This window comes from Streptomyces sp. NPDC006655, assembly GCF_040703965.1.
GTDB lineage: Bacteria > Actinomycetota > Actinomycetes > Streptomycetales > Streptomycetaceae > Streptomyces.
On the sequence record NZ_JBEYJU010000030.1, the window covers coordinates 74826 to 91483 of the forward strand.

Annotated in this window: 17 protein-coding genes; 14 read left to right on the forward strand and 3 right to left on the reverse strand. The window is 69.0% G+C overall.

All coding sequences use genetic code 11. The annotated features are described in order from the left end of the window. Positions 1–5 precede the first annotated feature (5 nt). The 4 genes from AB0958_RS19605 (at position 6) to AB0958_RS19620 (ending at position 2944) form a co-directional block, all read left to right on the forward strand. Positions 6–503: a hypothetical protein gene (locus AB0958_RS19605; protein WP_366891715.1), complete on the forward strand. Its 498-nt coding sequence runs from the start codon at positions 6–8 to the stop codon at positions 501–503. 102 nt (positions 504–605) lie between these two features. Beyond that, a complete protein-coding gene (locus AB0958_RS19610; protein WP_366891716.1) occupies positions 606–1172 on the forward strand; it encodes a hypothetical protein in 567 nt (188 codons plus the stop codon). Continuing rightward, the gene (locus AB0958_RS19615; RefSeq protein WP_366891717.1) at positions 1169–1612 is read left to right on the forward strand and encodes a hypothetical protein; all 444 of its coding nucleotides are present in this window, start codon (positions 1169–1171) and stop codon (positions 1610–1612) included. The genes AB0958_RS19610 and AB0958_RS19615 overlap by 4 nt, the downstream gene beginning before the upstream one ends. 63 nt (positions 1613–1675) lie before the next feature. Continuing rightward, on the forward strand, positions 1676–2944 hold the full coding sequence (locus AB0958_RS19620; protein WP_366891718.1) for a hypothetical protein: 1269 nt from the start codon (positions 1676–1678) through the stop codon (positions 2942–2944). Between the two features lie 23 nt (positions 2945–2967). Here the strand turns inward: AB0958_RS19620 and AB0958_RS19625 are convergent, their stop codons facing one another. Beyond that, positions 2968–3633 (reverse strand): hypothetical protein, encoded by a 666-nt coding sequence (locus AB0958_RS19625; protein WP_366891720.1) that lies wholly within the window; start codon positions 3631–3633, stop codon positions 2968–2970. A 214-nt stretch (positions 3634–3847) separates the two neighbouring features. Here AB0958_RS19625 and AB0958_RS19630 point away from each other — a divergent pair, with 214 nt between their 5' ends. After that, the gene (locus AB0958_RS19630; RefSeq protein WP_366891722.1) at positions 3848–4423 is read left to right on the forward strand and encodes a hypothetical protein; all 576 of its coding nucleotides are present in this window, start codon (positions 3848–3850) and stop codon (positions 4421–4423) included. Between the two features lie 64 nt (positions 4424–4487). Here AB0958_RS19630 and AB0958_RS19635 read toward each other — a convergent pair whose 3' ends face one another. Then, a complete protein-coding gene (locus tag AB0958_RS19635; protein ID WP_366891723.1) occupies positions 4488–5000 on the reverse strand; it encodes a hypothetical protein in 513 nt (170 codons plus the stop codon). 109 nt (positions 5001–5109) lie between these two features. Between AB0958_RS19635 and AB0958_RS19640 the strand changes: the two genes are divergently transcribed. Together AB0958_RS19640 and AB0958_RS19645 are read left to right on the forward strand one after the other, a co-directional pair. Further along, on the forward strand, positions 5110–5760 hold the full coding sequence (locus AB0958_RS19640; protein ID WP_366891724.1) for a hypothetical protein: 651 nt from the start codon (positions 5110–5112) through the stop codon (positions 5758–5760). Between the two features lie 123 nt (positions 5761–5883). Continuing rightward, positions 5884–6276, forward strand: a complete 393-nt coding sequence (locus AB0958_RS19645; protein WP_366891725.1) for a hypothetical protein — start codon at positions 5884–5886, stop codon at positions 6274–6276. A gap of 46 nt (positions 6277–6322) precedes the next feature. Here the strand turns inward: AB0958_RS19645 and AB0958_RS19650 are convergent, their stop codons facing one another. After that, complete coding sequence (locus AB0958_RS19650; protein ID WP_366891726.1) at positions 6323–7495, reverse strand: VVA0879 family protein; 1173 nt, start codon at positions 7493–7495, stop codon at positions 6323–6325. Positions 7496–7890: 395 nt separating this feature from the next. Between AB0958_RS19650 and AB0958_RS19655 the strand changes: the two genes are divergently transcribed. The 7 genes from AB0958_RS19655 (at position 7891) to AB0958_RS19685 (ending at position 16136) form a co-directional block, all read left to right on the forward strand. Next, positions 7891–8223: a hypothetical protein gene (locus tag AB0958_RS19655; protein WP_366891727.1), complete on the forward strand. Its 333-nt coding sequence runs from the start codon at positions 7891–7893 to the stop codon at positions 8221–8223. A gap of 220 nt (positions 8224–8443) precedes the next feature. After that, positions 8444–10366 (forward strand): hypothetical protein, encoded by a 1923-nt coding sequence (locus AB0958_RS19660; protein ID WP_366891728.1) that lies wholly within the window; start codon positions 8444–8446, stop codon positions 10364–10366. A 1021-nt stretch (positions 10367–11387) separates the two neighbouring features. Next, positions 11388–12143: a replication-relaxation family protein gene (locus tag AB0958_RS19665; protein ID WP_366891729.1), complete on the forward strand. Its 756-nt coding sequence runs from the start codon at positions 11388–11390 to the stop codon at positions 12141–12143. A 395-nt stretch (positions 12144–12538) separates the two neighbouring features. Then, entirely contained in the window at positions 12539–14374 is a 1836-nt protein-coding gene (locus AB0958_RS19670; RefSeq protein ID WP_366891730.1) for a hypothetical protein, read from the forward strand. Positions 14375–14891: 517 nt separating this feature from the next. Then, a complete protein-coding gene (locus AB0958_RS19675) occupies positions 14892–15296 on the forward strand; it encodes a hypothetical protein (protein WP_366891731.1) in 405 nt (134 codons plus the stop codon). Positions 15297–15385: 89 nt separating this feature from the next. Further along, positions 15386–15772, forward strand: a complete 387-nt coding sequence (locus tag AB0958_RS19680; protein ID WP_366891732.1) for a hypothetical protein — start codon at positions 15386–15388, stop codon at positions 15770–15772. A gap of 130 nt (positions 15773–15902) precedes the next feature. Then, on the forward strand, positions 15903–16136 hold the full coding sequence (locus AB0958_RS19685; protein WP_366891733.1) for a hypothetical protein: 234 nt from the start codon (positions 15903–15905) through the stop codon (positions 16134–16136). Positions 16137–16658 lie beyond the last annotated feature (522 nt).

A 16658-nucleotide genomic window follows, 5' to 3' on the forward strand; every position in this document is an offset into this window, starting at 1 on the left:
AGCGGATGGAGCCGGACGAGCTTGCGCAGGCCTTGAAGGAGACGGCGAAGGGCTGGCCGAACAAGGAGGCCGCCGTCGCCCTGCTGCTCGAACACGACTACTGGGTGGCGCGGATCGCGTACTCCCACCCGGGTCTCCGTCGCACCGACCCCGAGACGGGCCGGGTGGTCGACCTGGACTGGAAGGCCCTCGCGGCGGGCGTCGCCACGGGCACGCTGACCGGTTCGACGAGCCAGGAAGCGGTGCTGTCCGTCGCCCTCTCGCTGGTCGTGCCGGGCTTCCTGCTCGACCTGCAGCGCGCCGTGACCAGTCTGGGCGCGTTCCACGTCGCGGCCGTCCTGCGGGCGGTCGCGACCGCCGGCGGCTACCCCGAGCTGGGCCCCAAGGACCCGGAATCCGACCCGGACGACATCGGGCCCGGAGGCCAGGAGGCGAGCCTGTTCGCGCTCGACTACGAGCCTCCCCCCTGGTACGGCGAGCTGTCCGAGGGCCGGGATGCGTGACCAACAGCCCCCCGCCGAGGGGCATTTCGAGGGACAGGGCACACAGGCTGAGGACGGCTCCCGGCGGCACGCGGCGGGTCTCCCCCGGACGGAGGTTTCCGCGTGACCAGTGACCAGGAGTGGGCCGAGACGTGGCAGGCGGTTGGCCGCCTGCAGCTGGCTCAGTGCCGCCGCCTGCAGGAGCTGATGGAGGAGGGCATCACCGCCGGGCTGCCCGTCATCGAGTGGACGGTGCAGGGGATGGGCGCTCTGCTCGGACGGCCTCACCATCCCGACCCCCGCACCCGCAGGGCGGAGTTCGACGCGTGGGCGGACCACTTGGGAGCCGAACGCCTGCCGCAGGCCGGGCTTGGGTCCGGCAGCGTCCGGCTCCGCGCCGTGGTGAACCCACAGGGGCACGAGATCCCCGATGCCGTACTGCTGGCCGACATCCACGACGCGGGCCAGCCGTTCCCCGGGGACCAGGTGATGAGGCTCCGCTTCGACGATGTGGAGCAGCTGCTCGGTGCCAGGCAACCGGTGACCGGCGGTCCCGCCGCCGTGGCGGCCGCGGTCGATCCCCGCGTTCTTGGAGGCGGGGCACAGCCCGTTCGCCGCCGCGACATCGAGGAGCGGTTGCGCACCCTGCGGGCCGCCGACCCGGACAGCACGGAAGGCACGGACAAGTGAGCCAGACGTACGGGCAGCCCCGCACCCAGGACTGGGGGCCGGAGGCCGAGGCCGTGAAGAAGAAGGTCGCGGCGGCCCTCCGGAACGGCCGCGGATTCGCCGTGCTGAGGGTTGAGGAGCTGCTGCTGGGCCCCGAGGAGGAGTTCGCGTTCCTCGGTGACGAGCACGAGCAGTTCGAGGTGCGGGTCGCCCTGTCCTACCGCGCCGGCCGGATGGGCGTCGAGTTCTACCCTCCCCGTCTCCCGTCGAGCCCCGGCGACTCGGTCCTGGTCTACAAGGCGACGCCTCCGGGCGGTGAGTCCTCCCCCGTCGTCGCGCTGCTGGAGGCGATCGGCCGCATGCAGTCGGCGACCGGGAGCACGGAGAACGGGCAGGCGGTAACGGCCGTCGCCGAGGCGGCCCGCGCTCTGCTGCCGGCCCGCCGCACCACCAAGAAGTAGCCGTACGACCCGCGCGCCGCCGACGGCCGCCGACGACGCCCACCGCGAACGGGAGGACCCGCCATGACCAGCACTGACATCGTCCCCGTCGGGCCCCGCCCTGCCGTGCGGCGGGTGGAGACGGTCACCACCCGCACCGGCATGCGCCTGTCGGCGTCCGCCGCCCGCTGGTTCGAGTCGTCCGTCCCCAAGTCCAGCCGGGATGCGCGGGCCTGGCGCTGGCAGGAGTACGCGCAGTGGTGCAGCGACGTCGACTGGCACACCGCTGAGCGGGGCGCCGTGGCGTCGTTCCTCGCGGCCCTCGCGGACCGGGGGCACCCGGTGAAGACGCTCCAGGCGATGGCGGGCACCCTGCGAGGGATGCGGGCCCTGGACGGATCGCCGCTGGACGCAGAAGAGTTGAAGGCGATCGAGGGCGTCATCCGGGGCCGGGCCAAGCACGAGGCGAAGGGCGCCGCGGGCGTCAGGCCCGGTCCGCTGAAGGCCGACGGGGTGACCCCGGAGGACCTGCGGCGGATGGTCCGCAAGCTGGACCTCAGCACGCCGCGCGGGGCCCGCGACGCGGTCACGCTGCTGCTGGACTGGTGGATGGCCGGGCGGTGCAGCGAGCCCGCCGCCCTCAACCTCAACGACGTGCGGATCCTCACCGTGGAACTGGTCGACGACGAGACCGGAGAGATCCACGACGTGCCCGCCCTGGAAGTCGAGATCCGGCAGTCCAAGGCCGACCAGGACGCCGAGGGTGAGACCGTGCGCATCCTGGCCCCCCTGGACGCCCCCGATCTGTGCCCCATCACCGCCCTGCGGCGCTGGTTCGACGTCCTCGCCGACGCGGGCCAGCTCACCGACGGGCCTCTTCTGCGGCGCATCGACCGGCACGGCAACATCGGCGCCGACGCCGCCGGCCGCCGCAACGACAGCGCGGACCGGCAGGGCGGCATCACCGCCCGGACCGTACGGACCATCATCAAGACCGCCGCCCGCGCGGCCGGGCTGATCAAGGCGGAGCACGAACAGGAAGTCGCGGAGGTCTGGGCGACCCGCAAGGAAGCGGTCGCCGCGGCGGCGGCCGCCGAGACCGACACCGAGGCGAGCGGCATCCTCGCCGGATGGCGGCAGGCCCTGCGCAAGGCCCTGCAGCAGGGGCGCCGCATCACCGGGCACAGCATGCGGCGCGGCTTCATCCAGGCCGCCCTGCGCAGTAAGAAACCGCCCCACCAGGTCGCGGCCCACTCCCGTCACGCGCCGAAGAGCAGGGCGTTCTGGGAGTATGTGGACCGCACGCCGGACTGGTCCCAGAGCCCCACCATGCACCTGCGGCTCGTGGCCTAGTGCCCGTCGACGGTCCACGGCTCTCAGAACGGAGGGTCGTTTGAACCGGGCAGGACGATGTCAACGGTGTGCACGTGGTAGGCGGGACAGAGGTCGTCCGGCTCTGGGTGCGCAACCGTGGGGTCCGGCCAGCCGTCGAGCACCGTGTTGGTGATCTGGCGGCCGTGCAGGAGCGGGCCGGCCCAGGAGCGGAGTTCCGTCTCGCTGAGATCGGCCGGACCCGGGCGTTCACCGACAGGGAAGCCCTCCGAAGAGGTGAGCCGCCACATCGCTGGGGCGCCGAACATGCTCGGCCACCACTGCATCTCGTGGGTCGGCGGGCATGTCTCGTCCGGATGCCATCCGGCGGAGATGCGCACGGTGCGTTCCCTGGCTTCCAGCCACGTTGCAACCGATGCATCGGCCGCCGCTTGGAGGCTGGCCGCGAGGTCGGGATCCTCCGCGGCGAACTGGGGCAGCCGGACGGCCAGCCATGCGTGACGCTGCTGGAAGGCCGCCACGTCGAAGTCGTCCAAGCGCTGGCCCCGTACGGCGCGGCTGATCAACTCGGCGGACTCCGCGTCGAGTTCCGCCATGGCACGCAGAGCCTCACCGCTCGTCCGGGGCTCCGGTCGGCTCCGGTCCTGCAGCAGGATTGTGGTCTCGTCGCGGACCCCGTTGTCGATCTCGCCGGTCGTACTGTCCGTCACCGTGTGTCTCTCCGCTTCCGTGTCCGGCTCCAGGGTGGCACGGGGCACCGCCCCGTGCGCCGAACTCCGGCCAACCGACTACCGGAAGGTGCCCCGGTCCGTTCAACGATCGAGTCGGCCCCCAGGTGTCGCCCTTCCATGTGTGCGAGGCGTGAGGGCAGGGGCCTGGCGCGCGATTTCCCGGAAATGTTCCCCGCCCCCGAGAATGCCCCCCGTGGACTCAACGACGTTGCTCGGTCTCGCCGGCATCGGCGGAACGCTTCTCGGCGCGGTCGTCGGCGCGGCTGGCACGCTGGGCTCGGCCCGGATCACCAGCCGGACACAGACGAACACGGAGGAGCAGAAGGCCCGTCGGCAGGCGTACAGCGCGTGCGCGACGACCCTTCTCGCCCGGCGGGACGCCGCCGCCGCGCTGTTGGACGTGTTCAAGGGCGACGACTTCGACCAGGCCGCCGTGCAGGCACGGCTCCAAGAGGTCGAGGGGCAGCGTGACGCGGTCGCGCGAGCCGTCGGCGCCGTGGCGGTCGAGGGCCCGTACGACGTCGCCAACGACGCCGAGTACGCCGCGAAGGCGATCGAGCTTCTGTCCGGACGGATCCGCGACTGGGCTGCGGAAGTCGCTGACGGACGCGACCGCGACGAACTGCTCCAGAGCCAGCTGCAGTTCGCCCACCGGGACCAGGCCGACATGGAGCAGATGCTCGACACCTTCACCGCCGGGTGCCGCAAGGTGCTCCGCCCCACGGAGCGGGACCGGCCGACACGTCGGAGGCTGCTGCGACGCCGCTGAGCGGACCTGGCGCCCCCGAACGGCGCGGGCGGCACGCGGCGGGACTGCCGGGGCGGCGAGGCGATCAGGAGCGGGTCAGCGGCGAGCACTCCGACGCCATGGCGAGCAGGAGTTCCCGCAGGACATCGAAGCCGACCTGAGGAGCGTCCTCCAGTTCGCGGATCGCCGCGGTCTTGCCGTCGCGGTCGTGGCGCTGGACGGCGTTGAGGTACCGGGCGAGCGTGCCGTAGAGAGAGGCGGGGGCGGGCATCTCGGGGTTGGCCGGCACCGGGACGCCGAGCGCGGCTGACTCGCCGTACCCCCGGCGGACCCGCTCCACCGCCGCGGCGGCCGCGGCCGGAGAAAGGGCCTTGTCCGGCTGGGGTTTGCCGAAGACGTCACGCACCGTGGCCGGGGCGTGGTCGGCGATCTCCTCCGCCCAGAACGTCATGGCGTCAGCGATCCCACCGGCCCCGAACCGGGCGACCAGCCCTCCGCCGATCCGGCTGGCTGTGCGGTGGTCCCCCTCGGCCGTGCTCCGCAGCATGGCGGCGGCGAGTGCCCGCACCGCCCGCTGGTCGTCAGTGGTCAGCTCCATAATGGCCCCTCCGCGTCTGCACCGTACGGGAACGCTACCGGGACACCACACGGTGCAGAACGCCAGGACGGCACGGCTTCAGACCGGGCCGACAACGAGTGAGGGGACCATGGTCAATTTCCTGCGCCGGAGGGCAGCCCAGCGGCTATTGGGCGATCTCCACGCCGCCGGATACGAAGACCTGGACGTCGACGATGTTCTTCAGCACTTCGACATCGCGACGGACTGGAAGCTGGGCAATGTCTCGCTCCTCGAACTCGGCGCCCGCACCAGGTGGGGCTCCAAGGGGGACCACACGGTGAACGCCGCCAGGGCCTTCCAGGACGCGAAATACGAACTCGGGGCCGCCATGGTGCAGGACTACCGGGCGGGCAAGAGCGAGGAGGAGATCGTCAAGCAAGCCGCCTTCACCCTGTCCGAAGCCGACGGCCGCACACTGTTGCACTCCTCCCGGCTCATGCACGACGCCCTGGACGCATTGGGGCCGTGGATGCGTGAGCCGGACGGTCCGATCGTGCTCTTCCCCCACGGGACGCGGGCGGCGACGATTTCCGCCGGGTGGGTCAACGACGAGGACGAGGCCGCGCGCCGGCGGTTGCTCAGCGGCCTGGACGAGGCTCTGCGGGCCGCCGGAGTCGGATGCCGCGACCGGGAGACGAAGCGACCGCTGAACGCGGAGGACCTGATCTCGGACGAGCGGACGTTCCCCGAGCTCTACTTTCTCGACGCCCCCGACCTGGTGGAGTCCGTCCCGATCTGACGCGTGGCCAGTTCGCGCCGCCCGCAACCATGCGCTCCTGCCGTACCCATGAGCTGACCAGTAGCGTTGTCCCGTACGACCGGCGCGATGGGCGCGACGGGATGAACGAGGACGGGGCACTGGGTGAACGATGCCGAGGACCTGCGGATCGCGGTCTACCGCGCGCTGCAGCTGGCCGGGCTTCCTTTGAGTGATCTCCCGGCGTCCGCCGGGGACGCCGGACAGGAGATCGGTGGTGTCGATGTCGTCGACTCCCCAGAGCTGGGTGCGGTCATCGTGGGGTGGGCCTGCAGCGAGGAGCTGATCAAGCAGGCGGCGGCGGCGCTCGACCAGGGCGATCAAGGACACTCGGCTGTTCAGCTGCAGGACGAGACCGAAGCCGCGATGGCCGCCGCCCTCGCCAGGGTCCTGCAGCGGCGTGGCTTCACCACCCGGCCCCGGGATGACGTCCCCGGGAGCCATCAGCTGATCGTGACGAAAGACCCTGACGAAAAGCCGGATGAGGCGACCTCCTGAAGCCAAGCTCAATTTCGGGATCCTGGGTGCGCGGGGCGGTCGGACGTCACACCACCGCGTCCATCACGCCGGCCGCCGTCCGGAGCCCCGTCACCACGGCGGCCCAGTCGTCTGCAGCGAGGGTGTCTCGCCACTCGTGACCACCGGTCCAGTTCACGCCGCCGGACTCCACGATTTCCCCGATCTCTGCTGCGATCACCGCAGCTGGAGGTTCGTACTCCTCGCCCCCGCGATACTTGAGGCTGGTGCCGAGCACACCGTCCGAGTAGGACCAGCCGAAATACGACGTCCACACCACCCGGTGCCGGGGCGCTTCCTCAGAGGCCCGAGGGAGCCAGACTCGAACCTCTGCCCTATCCACCTCCAAGGCACTGGAGTGGTCCGCCTCCTCGATCTGAAGGCCGAGCCCGGAGAGTTCCGCGACGACGGCCCGTTCGTACTCACCCACCGCGTCACGCATGCGCATGACGCGCTCGATGACCGTCGCGACGGAATTCTCCGCGTGCACCGGGTCGACCAACTCGCTGAGCAGATCGTGTTTCTCCCCGAGGCCATCCGGTGCCCGCCACACGCACGTCTGGCGGTGCTCGCGCCCCTCGGCGCGGCCGCAGCCCGTACACCGCATCGCGTACTCGTCGACGTCGCGTTCTGCAGCTTCGTCTTCTTCCCGGAGTCGCGCGAGTTCGGCGGCGGCCTCTTCCTCAGCGGCAGCAGCGGCCTCTTCCGCCCACCGGCGAGTTCGGGCTTCGTGCTTGCGCCGATTGTCCTCGATCCGTTCGCCAGGGGCGGCGAACCGGAATACGAGGCCCTGCTTGCCCGTCTTCCAGTTCACCTTGTAGTGGTCGAGCGGGATGAACCCCCATGTGATCGCGTTACACGGGAACGCGCTCTCGGTTTCGGCGTCGTAGTTCTCCCAGTACCGGCCGATGCAGTCGCTGAACGCGAACTCCGGTCGTACGTCATCGCGTTCGAGGGCGATGAAGTCGGCCGGGGACTGGATGTAGCCGCAGGCCCGGCAGACGACACGCCACTGCCTCCAGTCGTCGGTGTCGAACAGTCGGCGGCCGAGAGTCCGCCAGTAGTCCTCATCGAGGACCGCCCCGGCGCGCGGCACCTGAACGCGGATCTCGGCGCGAGCCTCGGTGTAACTCAGGTTGTTGCCGGATTCCCGCTTGCGGCGGCTCGCGGCACGTCGGACCTTCCGGTTGCGCTTCGGCACAGTGTCTCTCCCCTGCAGGCCCCATGCCCCCGCTGCGGAGTTGTTCACGCGTGACGAGGCGGCTGAGCCGCCTGGGTCAGAGACTCCACCCCGAAGGGTCCTTGCGATCCGTACGGCCGGGACGGCATGGGCGTCGAGCAGCCGCGAACCAGGCGGGGCGGGTCCGCCAACGGCGGACTCTACGGGACGCAGCGGGCGCGGCTGAAGGACCGTCATCCGTTCGTGGTGACGTCCGTGTTGAAGGTTGACGAGCGCGGCCGCGGTCATCTATCCGGGCGAACTATCACCGACCCGGGCATTCCATGCGAGGCGCGAGGGACGCGCGAGAAAAAAAGTGCTCCGACACGCGTGATTCGTGATGCACGGAAGGGGTCGGAGATGGCAGGATACGGATCATGGCCGGGACTGGGAACAAGCGGATGCTCACCAACCGTGAGTCGAGCTATGACCCTGCTTCCGGCGAAAACTGGAGGATCACGGTCAACCTGCCGCCCGTCGTGGCGGAGGCGCTGATCCCCAAGCTGCGTGAGATTCACCCCCGCCTTGCTGCCGCCGGCCTCATCGGCGCTGTCGTCGAGCACCTGGTGCTCAGAGGCGACCAGCCGCTGGATTGGAAGAGCGCAGCGGCCATGGTGAAGAAGGAGATCGAGGGCGTGACGCAGGCGCCCGACACGGCAGAAGACGCACCCCTCCCTCGGGGTAGTCGCCATGGGGGCATATCGACGTAACTGATACACGCCCCGGGGACTGACCCGCGGGGCCATACGAAAACTGAATCCGAGGCACTGTCAGCGATCAGGTTGGTCGCCAGGGAGCTGACCAGGGCCTCTTCCCATCGACGTCGGCGGTACCGCCCGATGCGGGCTTTGTGCTGCCTGATGTCGTTCAGTTCTGGAGACCATCATAGCCACAGGTCCCCGGGCCGGCACCTCCTTGCCTGAAAACGGTGTGTCCCGCACACCGTTCGCGGGCGTACCCACAGCCGGACCCATTCCGCACCAGACGGCGGTCACCGAGCCGCTGTTCACTCTCAACACCCCGCCCCAGAAGACGAAGAGTCCGAAGGGCGCGGACATCAGCAGCGCGGAGGAACGCGCCCGCGTTGCCGCCCTCCTCCTTGACGATCTGCTGTTCGCGGCCCCGGTCTTCTGCATCGACAGCGGAAACTCGAAGGTCGTCACCGACCGGCCCCTGAAGTTTCTGAGCGAGGCCGCTGATCTCGTCCGCAGCGGCAAGGCCGCGTCGTACGTCGCGACGCTCCGGGAGAGCGCCGTTGCCGTCGACATCGACGGTGACGAGGAGGACTGGAGCACGAGCGCTCTGGAACACCTGACGCACCACGCCGAAGAACTCGGGGGTTGGTACCTGACCCGCCGCTCCGGCGGCGGTGCAGGCCGGTGGCACCTGATCGCGTGCTTCCGCAGCCAGGCCGCGCGGGACGCCTTCAAGGCCATCGTGGACACCGTCCGGGCCCACTGGGGCGCGACCGCCCGACAGATCGACTGGCGCCGCACGCTGCGGCCGCTGTCGGCACCCCACCGCAAGACCGGCAGGGTTGAACTCCCTGAGTTCGTCGAGGGAGCCGCGAACACTCTGCCGTCATGGGCCATGAACATGCCCCGATACACGCCGCGTCCGGCCACTCTCCGGAAGGAGACCCCGGTAACTCCGTGGCACCGGAGCCTTTCCACCATTCCCTCAGGAGAGTTCTGGGAGCGGCTTCGTAACCCCGGCGTCGAATACTACGTAGACCGCTCACTGAGCGAGCTTCTTTCCACGGCCCGACTCGTTATCGCGGGATTCGACGACGAGGCCGCCTGGAAGGTCGTCCAGGATCCGCACCACCGAGGTTTCGCACGTTCCCGTCAGCGCGGTCACCGATGGTGGGTGAAGTTCTGCTGGAACGAGGCCGTCGAGTACGTCGACAGCCAGCGTGGCAGTCACACGGGGAAGTCGCCGGCGGAGCGGTGGAAGCGTGTCACGGGCCCGCTTCTGGCAGGCGTCCGGAAACTCCACTGGGGGAGCTGGACCCCGGCAACTCGGCACAGCGGAGAACGCGTACTCGCGGCCATCGGGGACCGCATGGCCCGGCAGGGACTCGGCTGCCGCCCGCTGCCTCAGCGTGATCTGGAGAACGACACCGGGCAGTCCCGGAACACCATCTCCAAGGCACTGCGGCAGTTCGTCAAGGACGGCGTGCTGGTGAAGACCCGCACGTACCACCAGAGCATGGGCACGAAGGCGTCGGACGAGTACAGCCTGAACCTGCTGGCCCTGGACTTCCGTGCTGAAAAAACTGAGCCACCTTGTAGTCACACCCCCGCCCCCCGCAGCCGCTCCTGGTTCAGCCTCGCTACAACCCTGGCCCTCCACCCCGGCCCCCTCACGGTCACCCAGCTGTTCCACCTGACCGGCTACACCCCCACCCCCCAGCCCACCCGTAGCCAGCTGGAGAACGTCTCCACCGGCCTGGCAGCGCTGAAGAAGCTGCGGGTGGCCAAGGAGACGAAGAAGGGCTGGGAGCTGACCGGCCAGGCCGCGAGGGAAGTGCGGTCGATGAAGCAGCGGAAGGCCACCACAGCGGCCCGGATCGAGCGGGAGAGGAGGGCGTTCAAGGGGGTGTGGGAGGAGACCAGGAGGAGTCTGCAGAAGCGTTGGGAGGAGCAGAAGGAGAAGGCCCTGCAGAAGCGTGCAGCGGCCGACCAGAACCGTCGCGAGGAGTGGTGGGCGAGCCTCACGGCAGAGGAGCGCAAGAGCCGCCGGGATGACTGGAAGGCGCGTTTCCGAGAGCTGACGCCGGCCCAGCAGAAGGCACGCGTGGCCGAGTTGAGGGAGCGCCGGTACATGGCGCGGTGGGGAGCCGCCGCCTAGACGAGTAGCCAGCGACCGGCCCGGAGTTCGGGCGGTGGGAACCCTGCTTGGAAACTGAGAGTTTGCCAGCAGGGTATAAAACCATGTGTAAAACAAGGTGTGACAGAGGGTCCAACCACCACCTGCTCTGACCTGCCCTTTTCCACGTGCTGCACCGAGACCACCCACTCCCATCGTCCCTCAGGAAGTGGGTGGTCTCGGTGCAGCACGTGGGTTCAGGTCAGAGCAGGTGGTGGTTGGACAGGTTGAGTGTGGAGTAGAGGAAGAAGGAAAGAGGAGAGAGGAAGAGAGAGGAACTAAGGGAAAGAAAAAGATGAAAGACAAAGACAAAGACAAAAGAGAAAGAAAAGGACAAAGAGAAAGGAGAAAGATTTTTATGGTGGGTGGGTGGGGGTGGAGGTTGAGTGTGAGGAGCGGGTGCTGGGTGGTGAGTTGGAGAGAGGTGGGCGTGGAGTGCGAAGTGAAGGTCGGAGCGGGCCGGGCGGGGACGACGCCGGACGGGCTTCGGTGGCGGGTCGTATCGGGTTGTCGTGCCTGGGGGTCCACGGGGTTTGTGCGAGCGAGTTGAGAGCCTGCTCTGTCTGGAGAGGTCGTGATGCAACGTGGCCACCCACTCCGAGTTCCATGTCTTGCGGCGGTTTCCCTCTCCTCTGCGGTGCTTCGCGCGCCGGGAGGAGTTGGGATCGCAGTGTGGCTGGTGAAGTCGGTGAGTTGGAGGGAAACGGGGGCTGGGGTTACTGATGTGGGCGCCCGTTGGGCGGCGTTTGGTGGTCCGGCGGCGTTCACCTGGTGCCAGGCGTCGGCCCCTGGGGGGCCTTTGGCCTGGCACCAGGGCGCCGGACCGTGGTCGACCCCTGGCGGGGTCGGCTGCTTTGATCAGGTGGTGGCCTCCTTCGTCGGCCACCACGGCAGGGCCCTCGTTCCTCGGTCCCTGCGGGCGGAGGCGGTAGGACATGGGCGCAAGAGATGCGCCGTGTGCGGCCAGACGGCCGGAGCCGAGTTTCCTAGGAGATGGTGTCGAGTGGAGGTAGTAGTCCGTGAGGTGAGGGTGCCGAGTGGGAAGAACTGGCGCCTTACGGAGCGAGATACGGAACTGCTGAGGTGGGTTGCCAGATGGTACGGAGTGACCGCAGAGCAGGTCACTCGGGAGTTCACCAAGAGCGGACTGCTGCCCTCGCGTCAGGTTGTCTATCGAAGGCTCCGTGCCTTGACTGCGATGGGACTGCTGGAGTCGGGTCAGCTCGCCGGCCGTCGAGCAATGGTGTTCTGGGTGACGCGGGCCGGGATGGAACTGACGAACGCGCCGGGCAATGCCAGCACGCCGAACATCAAGGAGTATCACCACGACCTCTCGGTGGTGGACCTTGCCCAGCACATTCGCGTGGTTCGACCGGACGACCTTTTGGTGACCGAGCGAGAGATCCGGGCCAGGGACACGCCGAACCAATACGAGAACAACGAGCCGACGTACTCGGTAACCACGGGTGAGAGCGAGCGCGGTCGGCGATACCCGGACCTGGTGGGTGTCCGGCCGGACGGAACTGTTTGGGCCCACGAACTTGAGCGGACGAGGAAACCGAGGCCGCGGCTGGTTCGGAACATGCTGCTGTACGTCAACGCCGAACACATCAGCTACGCCATGTACTGGGCCTTCCCTGATCTCTTGAAGAACGTGGAGATGGCCGCTGAGGAAGCGAACAGTGCGTCGGTGGAACTGGGACGAGGAAAGAAGATCGCGGTCCGAGTCTGGAACGCGGAGGAACGGGGAGACGAGTGAGTACGCAAAGCCGCCAGCGAACACGCGGCGACGTCGCGGGCAGACCGGCGACACAGTGGCAGGGATCTCAGCCGCTCAACCCGAACTCGGGTGAGGCCGTAGCACGAACCGCAGGTGCCATTCTGGCGATCTCGAATCCGGTAGCGGCCGTGCTCGTGCTCATACTGGTTGCCGCCGGCCGACGCTTTTCGAGAAAGGTCCGGCTGTGGGTGTGCTGGGGCGGCTGGGCGTCCGTCGTGATCGGCGCCCTGGTCGGCTTCTTCCGGTGGTACCTGACGCCGTACCGGGAACTGGGGAAGGCGGTGTGGAACTCGCCCGACCGAGCCTCCCTGGCACAACTCGTTCAGGAGAACTGGCAGAGCTGGGTCGGCGGCCAGCTCCCGTTCAGCGTGACCGTGGCCGCGGGCGTCGGCGGGGCATGGCTGATCCGCCGTGCGCGGTTCCAAGCCGATTGGCGGTCTGTGCAGACCGTGGTCCCGCAGAAGAAGATCGACGCGAAGCTGCAGGAACTCGCGCAGAACGATGACCGGGAACCCGCCCGGGTACTGGACGACCTGAGAGTTCGGCTCGGGGTGGACAAGCACACCGGTGAGGCGTGCGAGATTCCCGGCCGTGCCATGCAGCGGCACGGGTTCATTCCCGGAGCGTCTGGCTACGGCAAGTCCCGCACGATCGAGCAGCTGGTGTACGAGCTGGTCGTCAGCAGGCACGCGCGCCCCCTGAACATCGGGTTCCTGTTCGCCGACATGAAGGCGGACCCGATGCTGGTCGAGGCCATGGCCGGGGGCGCCCATCACGCGGGCCGCCGCTTCAAACTCGTCACGGTCACCGGAGCGGGTACGACGTACAACCCGATCCGGCACGGGTCCGCAGAACAGATCCGAAGCCGGATTGTCGAGTGCCTGGACCAGGTGGCCGGCGGAGGGTTCTCCGAGCCGCACCACCGCGAGGCCGCCGAGGAGTTCCTACTGTTCGCGGTGAGGGCGCTCGACGACCTGGTGGCCGGGAACGTCACCGAGACGTTCCCCGACGGTTCGACGAGGGCCTGGCGCCGCGATCTCCCAGACCTCGCGCGTCTGCTGACCCTCAAGGCCTTGGCGTCGAGGACGGACAAGTTCTCGGCCCGGCTGCAGCGTGACGTTAGCGAGTATCTGGCGTACCTGCAGACCGAGGCGAAGGACCTGAAGCGCTCGATCCCAGGCCTGGCGACACGTATCCGGAACCTTGTCTCCGGCGACGCGGGGCGCGTCCTGGTCGAAACCCCGGATGGCGTCGATCTGTACGAGTCGGTGAAGAAGGGCGACATCGTGTTGTTCTCCCTCGCGGCGAACACCGACGCCAGGGCCGCCCGGCAGGTGGGCAACCTGTTCCTGACCGATCTCGGCGCAGTCGGTGACCGGCTCCTCGCGGAGAACTTCGGAGAGAACGGCGGGCTGTTCATCGCAGGCGTCGACGAGTTCTCCGGTCTCGGGGGCTCGACCATGACGGGCCTGTTCCAGCGGCTCCGCGCGGCCGGCGGCGGGCTGTTCGTGTGCACCCAGGACCTTGCCGACCTTGCCGATGTGGGCGACGCCTTCCTGAACGCCGTGCTGACCAACACGAACGTGCTGATCCTTCACCGGACAAAGGCGTCGGCGGAACAGGTCGCCGAACTCCTCGGAACGTACGAGGGGTGGGAAGAGACGCTGCAGGTGCAGGACGACATAGGTGTTCTGGGATCCACGACCGCCGGGTCCGGCGTCGGCAGCCTGCGCCAGGTCGACCGCTTCAAGGTGCACCCGAACCAGCTGAGGGAACTCGGCGTCGGTGAGGCGATTATCGCAGTGGGACACCCCGACGACACCTCTCAGACGGTGCAGATGGCTCTCGCCCCGCGGTACCCGGTCCCGGAGGTCGAGGCGGAAGAAGAACTCCACCAGAGCCCGGTCACCCTCGCGAAGACGGTTGCGGTGACGCCGGTGGAGAAGGCAGAGCCAGCCGAACCAGACAGGGACGAGAAGACCGGGTCCGTGACCGAGGAGGCCGCGGCCGCGGTCGCCGAGCCGGAACCGGACGACGCGACTGGGGACGAGGAGACGGAGGTCGCTACTGCCGACGTCGACGACCAGGAGGAGGGCCTGGAGGCCGCCGCGGAACCGGATTCCGGCACCGAGGGCGAAACCGACGAGGAACTTCCGGAGCCCGTGACGAGCGAGACGCACGAGCGCCCTGCAGCGAGCGACGCATGGTGATGCGGACGGTACGAAGGCGATGTCGCCGGCCGCGGAAGTAACCACACCAAGGGGCTGAGGTCCATACTTCAGCGCCTCCGGCGGGCCCTCACTCCCAAGGGGGGTGGGGGCTTGTTTGGTGTGTGCGGGTGGGTGGGTGGTGCGGGTGGTGGGGGCGGGGGCTCCCCTCGGTCGGTCGGTCACCCGGAGGGCGTACCGCCGAACCTGAGGGGGTGCCAGGCCGAGCCGCTTCGCGGTCGCTTCGCGAGCCTGGCACCCCCTCAGAACCGACGGTAAGGCTTGCGCTGCCCGACCGACCGAGGGGAGCCCCCGCCGGGGTGGGTTGTGGCGGAGGCCGCCGGACGGGTGCCGGTCCGGGACCGGTCCTGACCTGCGGATAGATGTGGTGTAGGTCACTCTCCCTGGGGGTGCCCGGAGTGGACTTCCACCCCTAAATAAGGCAGAATTAGTGATGTCGGAAGGGGGGAGGCAGCCCCCCGGACGACAGCCCCAAACCTTCAACACCGAGGAGCACGACATGACCGCCGAGACGATCGAGACCAGCGCGGCGACCGAGGCCCACTGGATCGTGGAGGTCTACGACTCCGCCGAGGTGGACGGCGTGATCGTCATCGACCTGTTCCACCCGGGCAAGGTGTGCATGACGTGCCGCGAGGAGATGGGCACCACCGGCCCGTGCCTGGCGGACAACCCGGATGCGCCTGCTTCGCCGGACGAGGTCCAGGCGATGCCGAGCCACGTCGAGGTGTTCGAGGCCGCCCGCCGCGCGTTCGGCACCGCCCCGATGTGGCAGGTCGCGAACATCGCCAACGGCGACGCCGAGGACGCGGGCGACGACGAAGCCCGTCAGCGGCTGATCAACGCCCGCCAGTTGCTCGCGCTCGCCGAGGTGTGCCGCCGCGCGATGGACGAGGCCGAGTAACCAGCGCCAGCCACCCCGGTCCGGGGTGCGGGAGGCAGCCCGCACCCCGGACCACTCCCCCAGACCTTCAACACAGCAAGGAACGCACCATGAACGCGAAGACGTCCCAGACCGCCGCCCAGCGCTCCGCCGAGATCCCCGAGTGCTACGCGGTCCAGCCGCAGGAAATCGACACGGCCACCGCGTCCGCGCTCATCGAGGCCCACGCGATCAGCGAGGAACTGACGAAGGCGTTCGGCGTATCGGCCGAACGGGTCGGCCACGGAATCGACCCCGTGACCGAAACGCCGGTTGTCCGCGTGGAGGCAGGTGGGGTGATCATCGCGCTCGCCGTCCCCGAGACCGGACAGCCCTACGTCATCCAGCGCCACGGCCAGCGCCTTATGGAACTCACCGCCAACCGCCGCCGCAGGGCCCAGCCCAAGGCCGTGGCCGCCGAGTTCTTCGCCGAACTCAAGAGCCGCCATCTCGTGTGACCCAGGTCACCCGATCGGGGGGCGAGAGAGGGTGGACTCTCGCCCCCCGATAAGGCAGAATTAGGGATATCGGAAGGGGGGAGGCAGCCCCCCGGACGACAGCCCCAAACCTTCAACAGGGAGAGTTCCGATGCGCAACGCCCCCGAGCAGCAGGACCCGGCAGACGCCAGCTTCCAGGCCACCAAGGCACTGTTCGAGCTTGAGAAGGCCGGACACCTCCACCGCGCCGAGCGGCACACCTTCGGATGGGTCGCCGTGATCCGGCAGGGTCAGCCGCCCGTGATCATGCACAGCCCGGCAGGCGTCCATCAGTTCATCGAGAACCACATGCAGGGACGCGCCCTCAGCCCGGTCACCCCGTGACCGACCGGCCCGCCCCGCCAGGGGCGGGCCGCATCCCCCGGCCCGCCCCGATATCCCTGGAGTCCCCACCGATGACGACGAACACGCAGAACGCCGGATGGCACGGACTTTCGCCCGCCCCCGGAATGAGGGTCTGCACCTGCCCGAAGGCCCCATGCGGCGGCGCGATCGTGGCCGCCGGGTGCCACTACCACGACGAGTGCCCGGCAGCGCAGACCGCCCACCAGGCCGCCGCCTGCCCCGGCCCCCCCACCTCCCGCCGCTCCAGGTGGAGGAACCTGCCGATCCTGCGCGGACTGTTCAACCGGCCGCACCCGCGCCACACGTCCCGCTAGAGCCCGACGCCCGCCCCGCCCCCGCGTGTTCGGGGGGCGGGGCCGCCGTCGTTTCGGCGGCGGTAGCGGACACGCCTGGCGGCGTGGCTGCCTGGTGGCCCGGTGCGTGCTCGCCGGCCCCGGCCTCCTTCGTCGGCCGGTGCCGTCGGCACCGGGCCGTGGACACGCCTGGCGGCGTGGCCCCTCT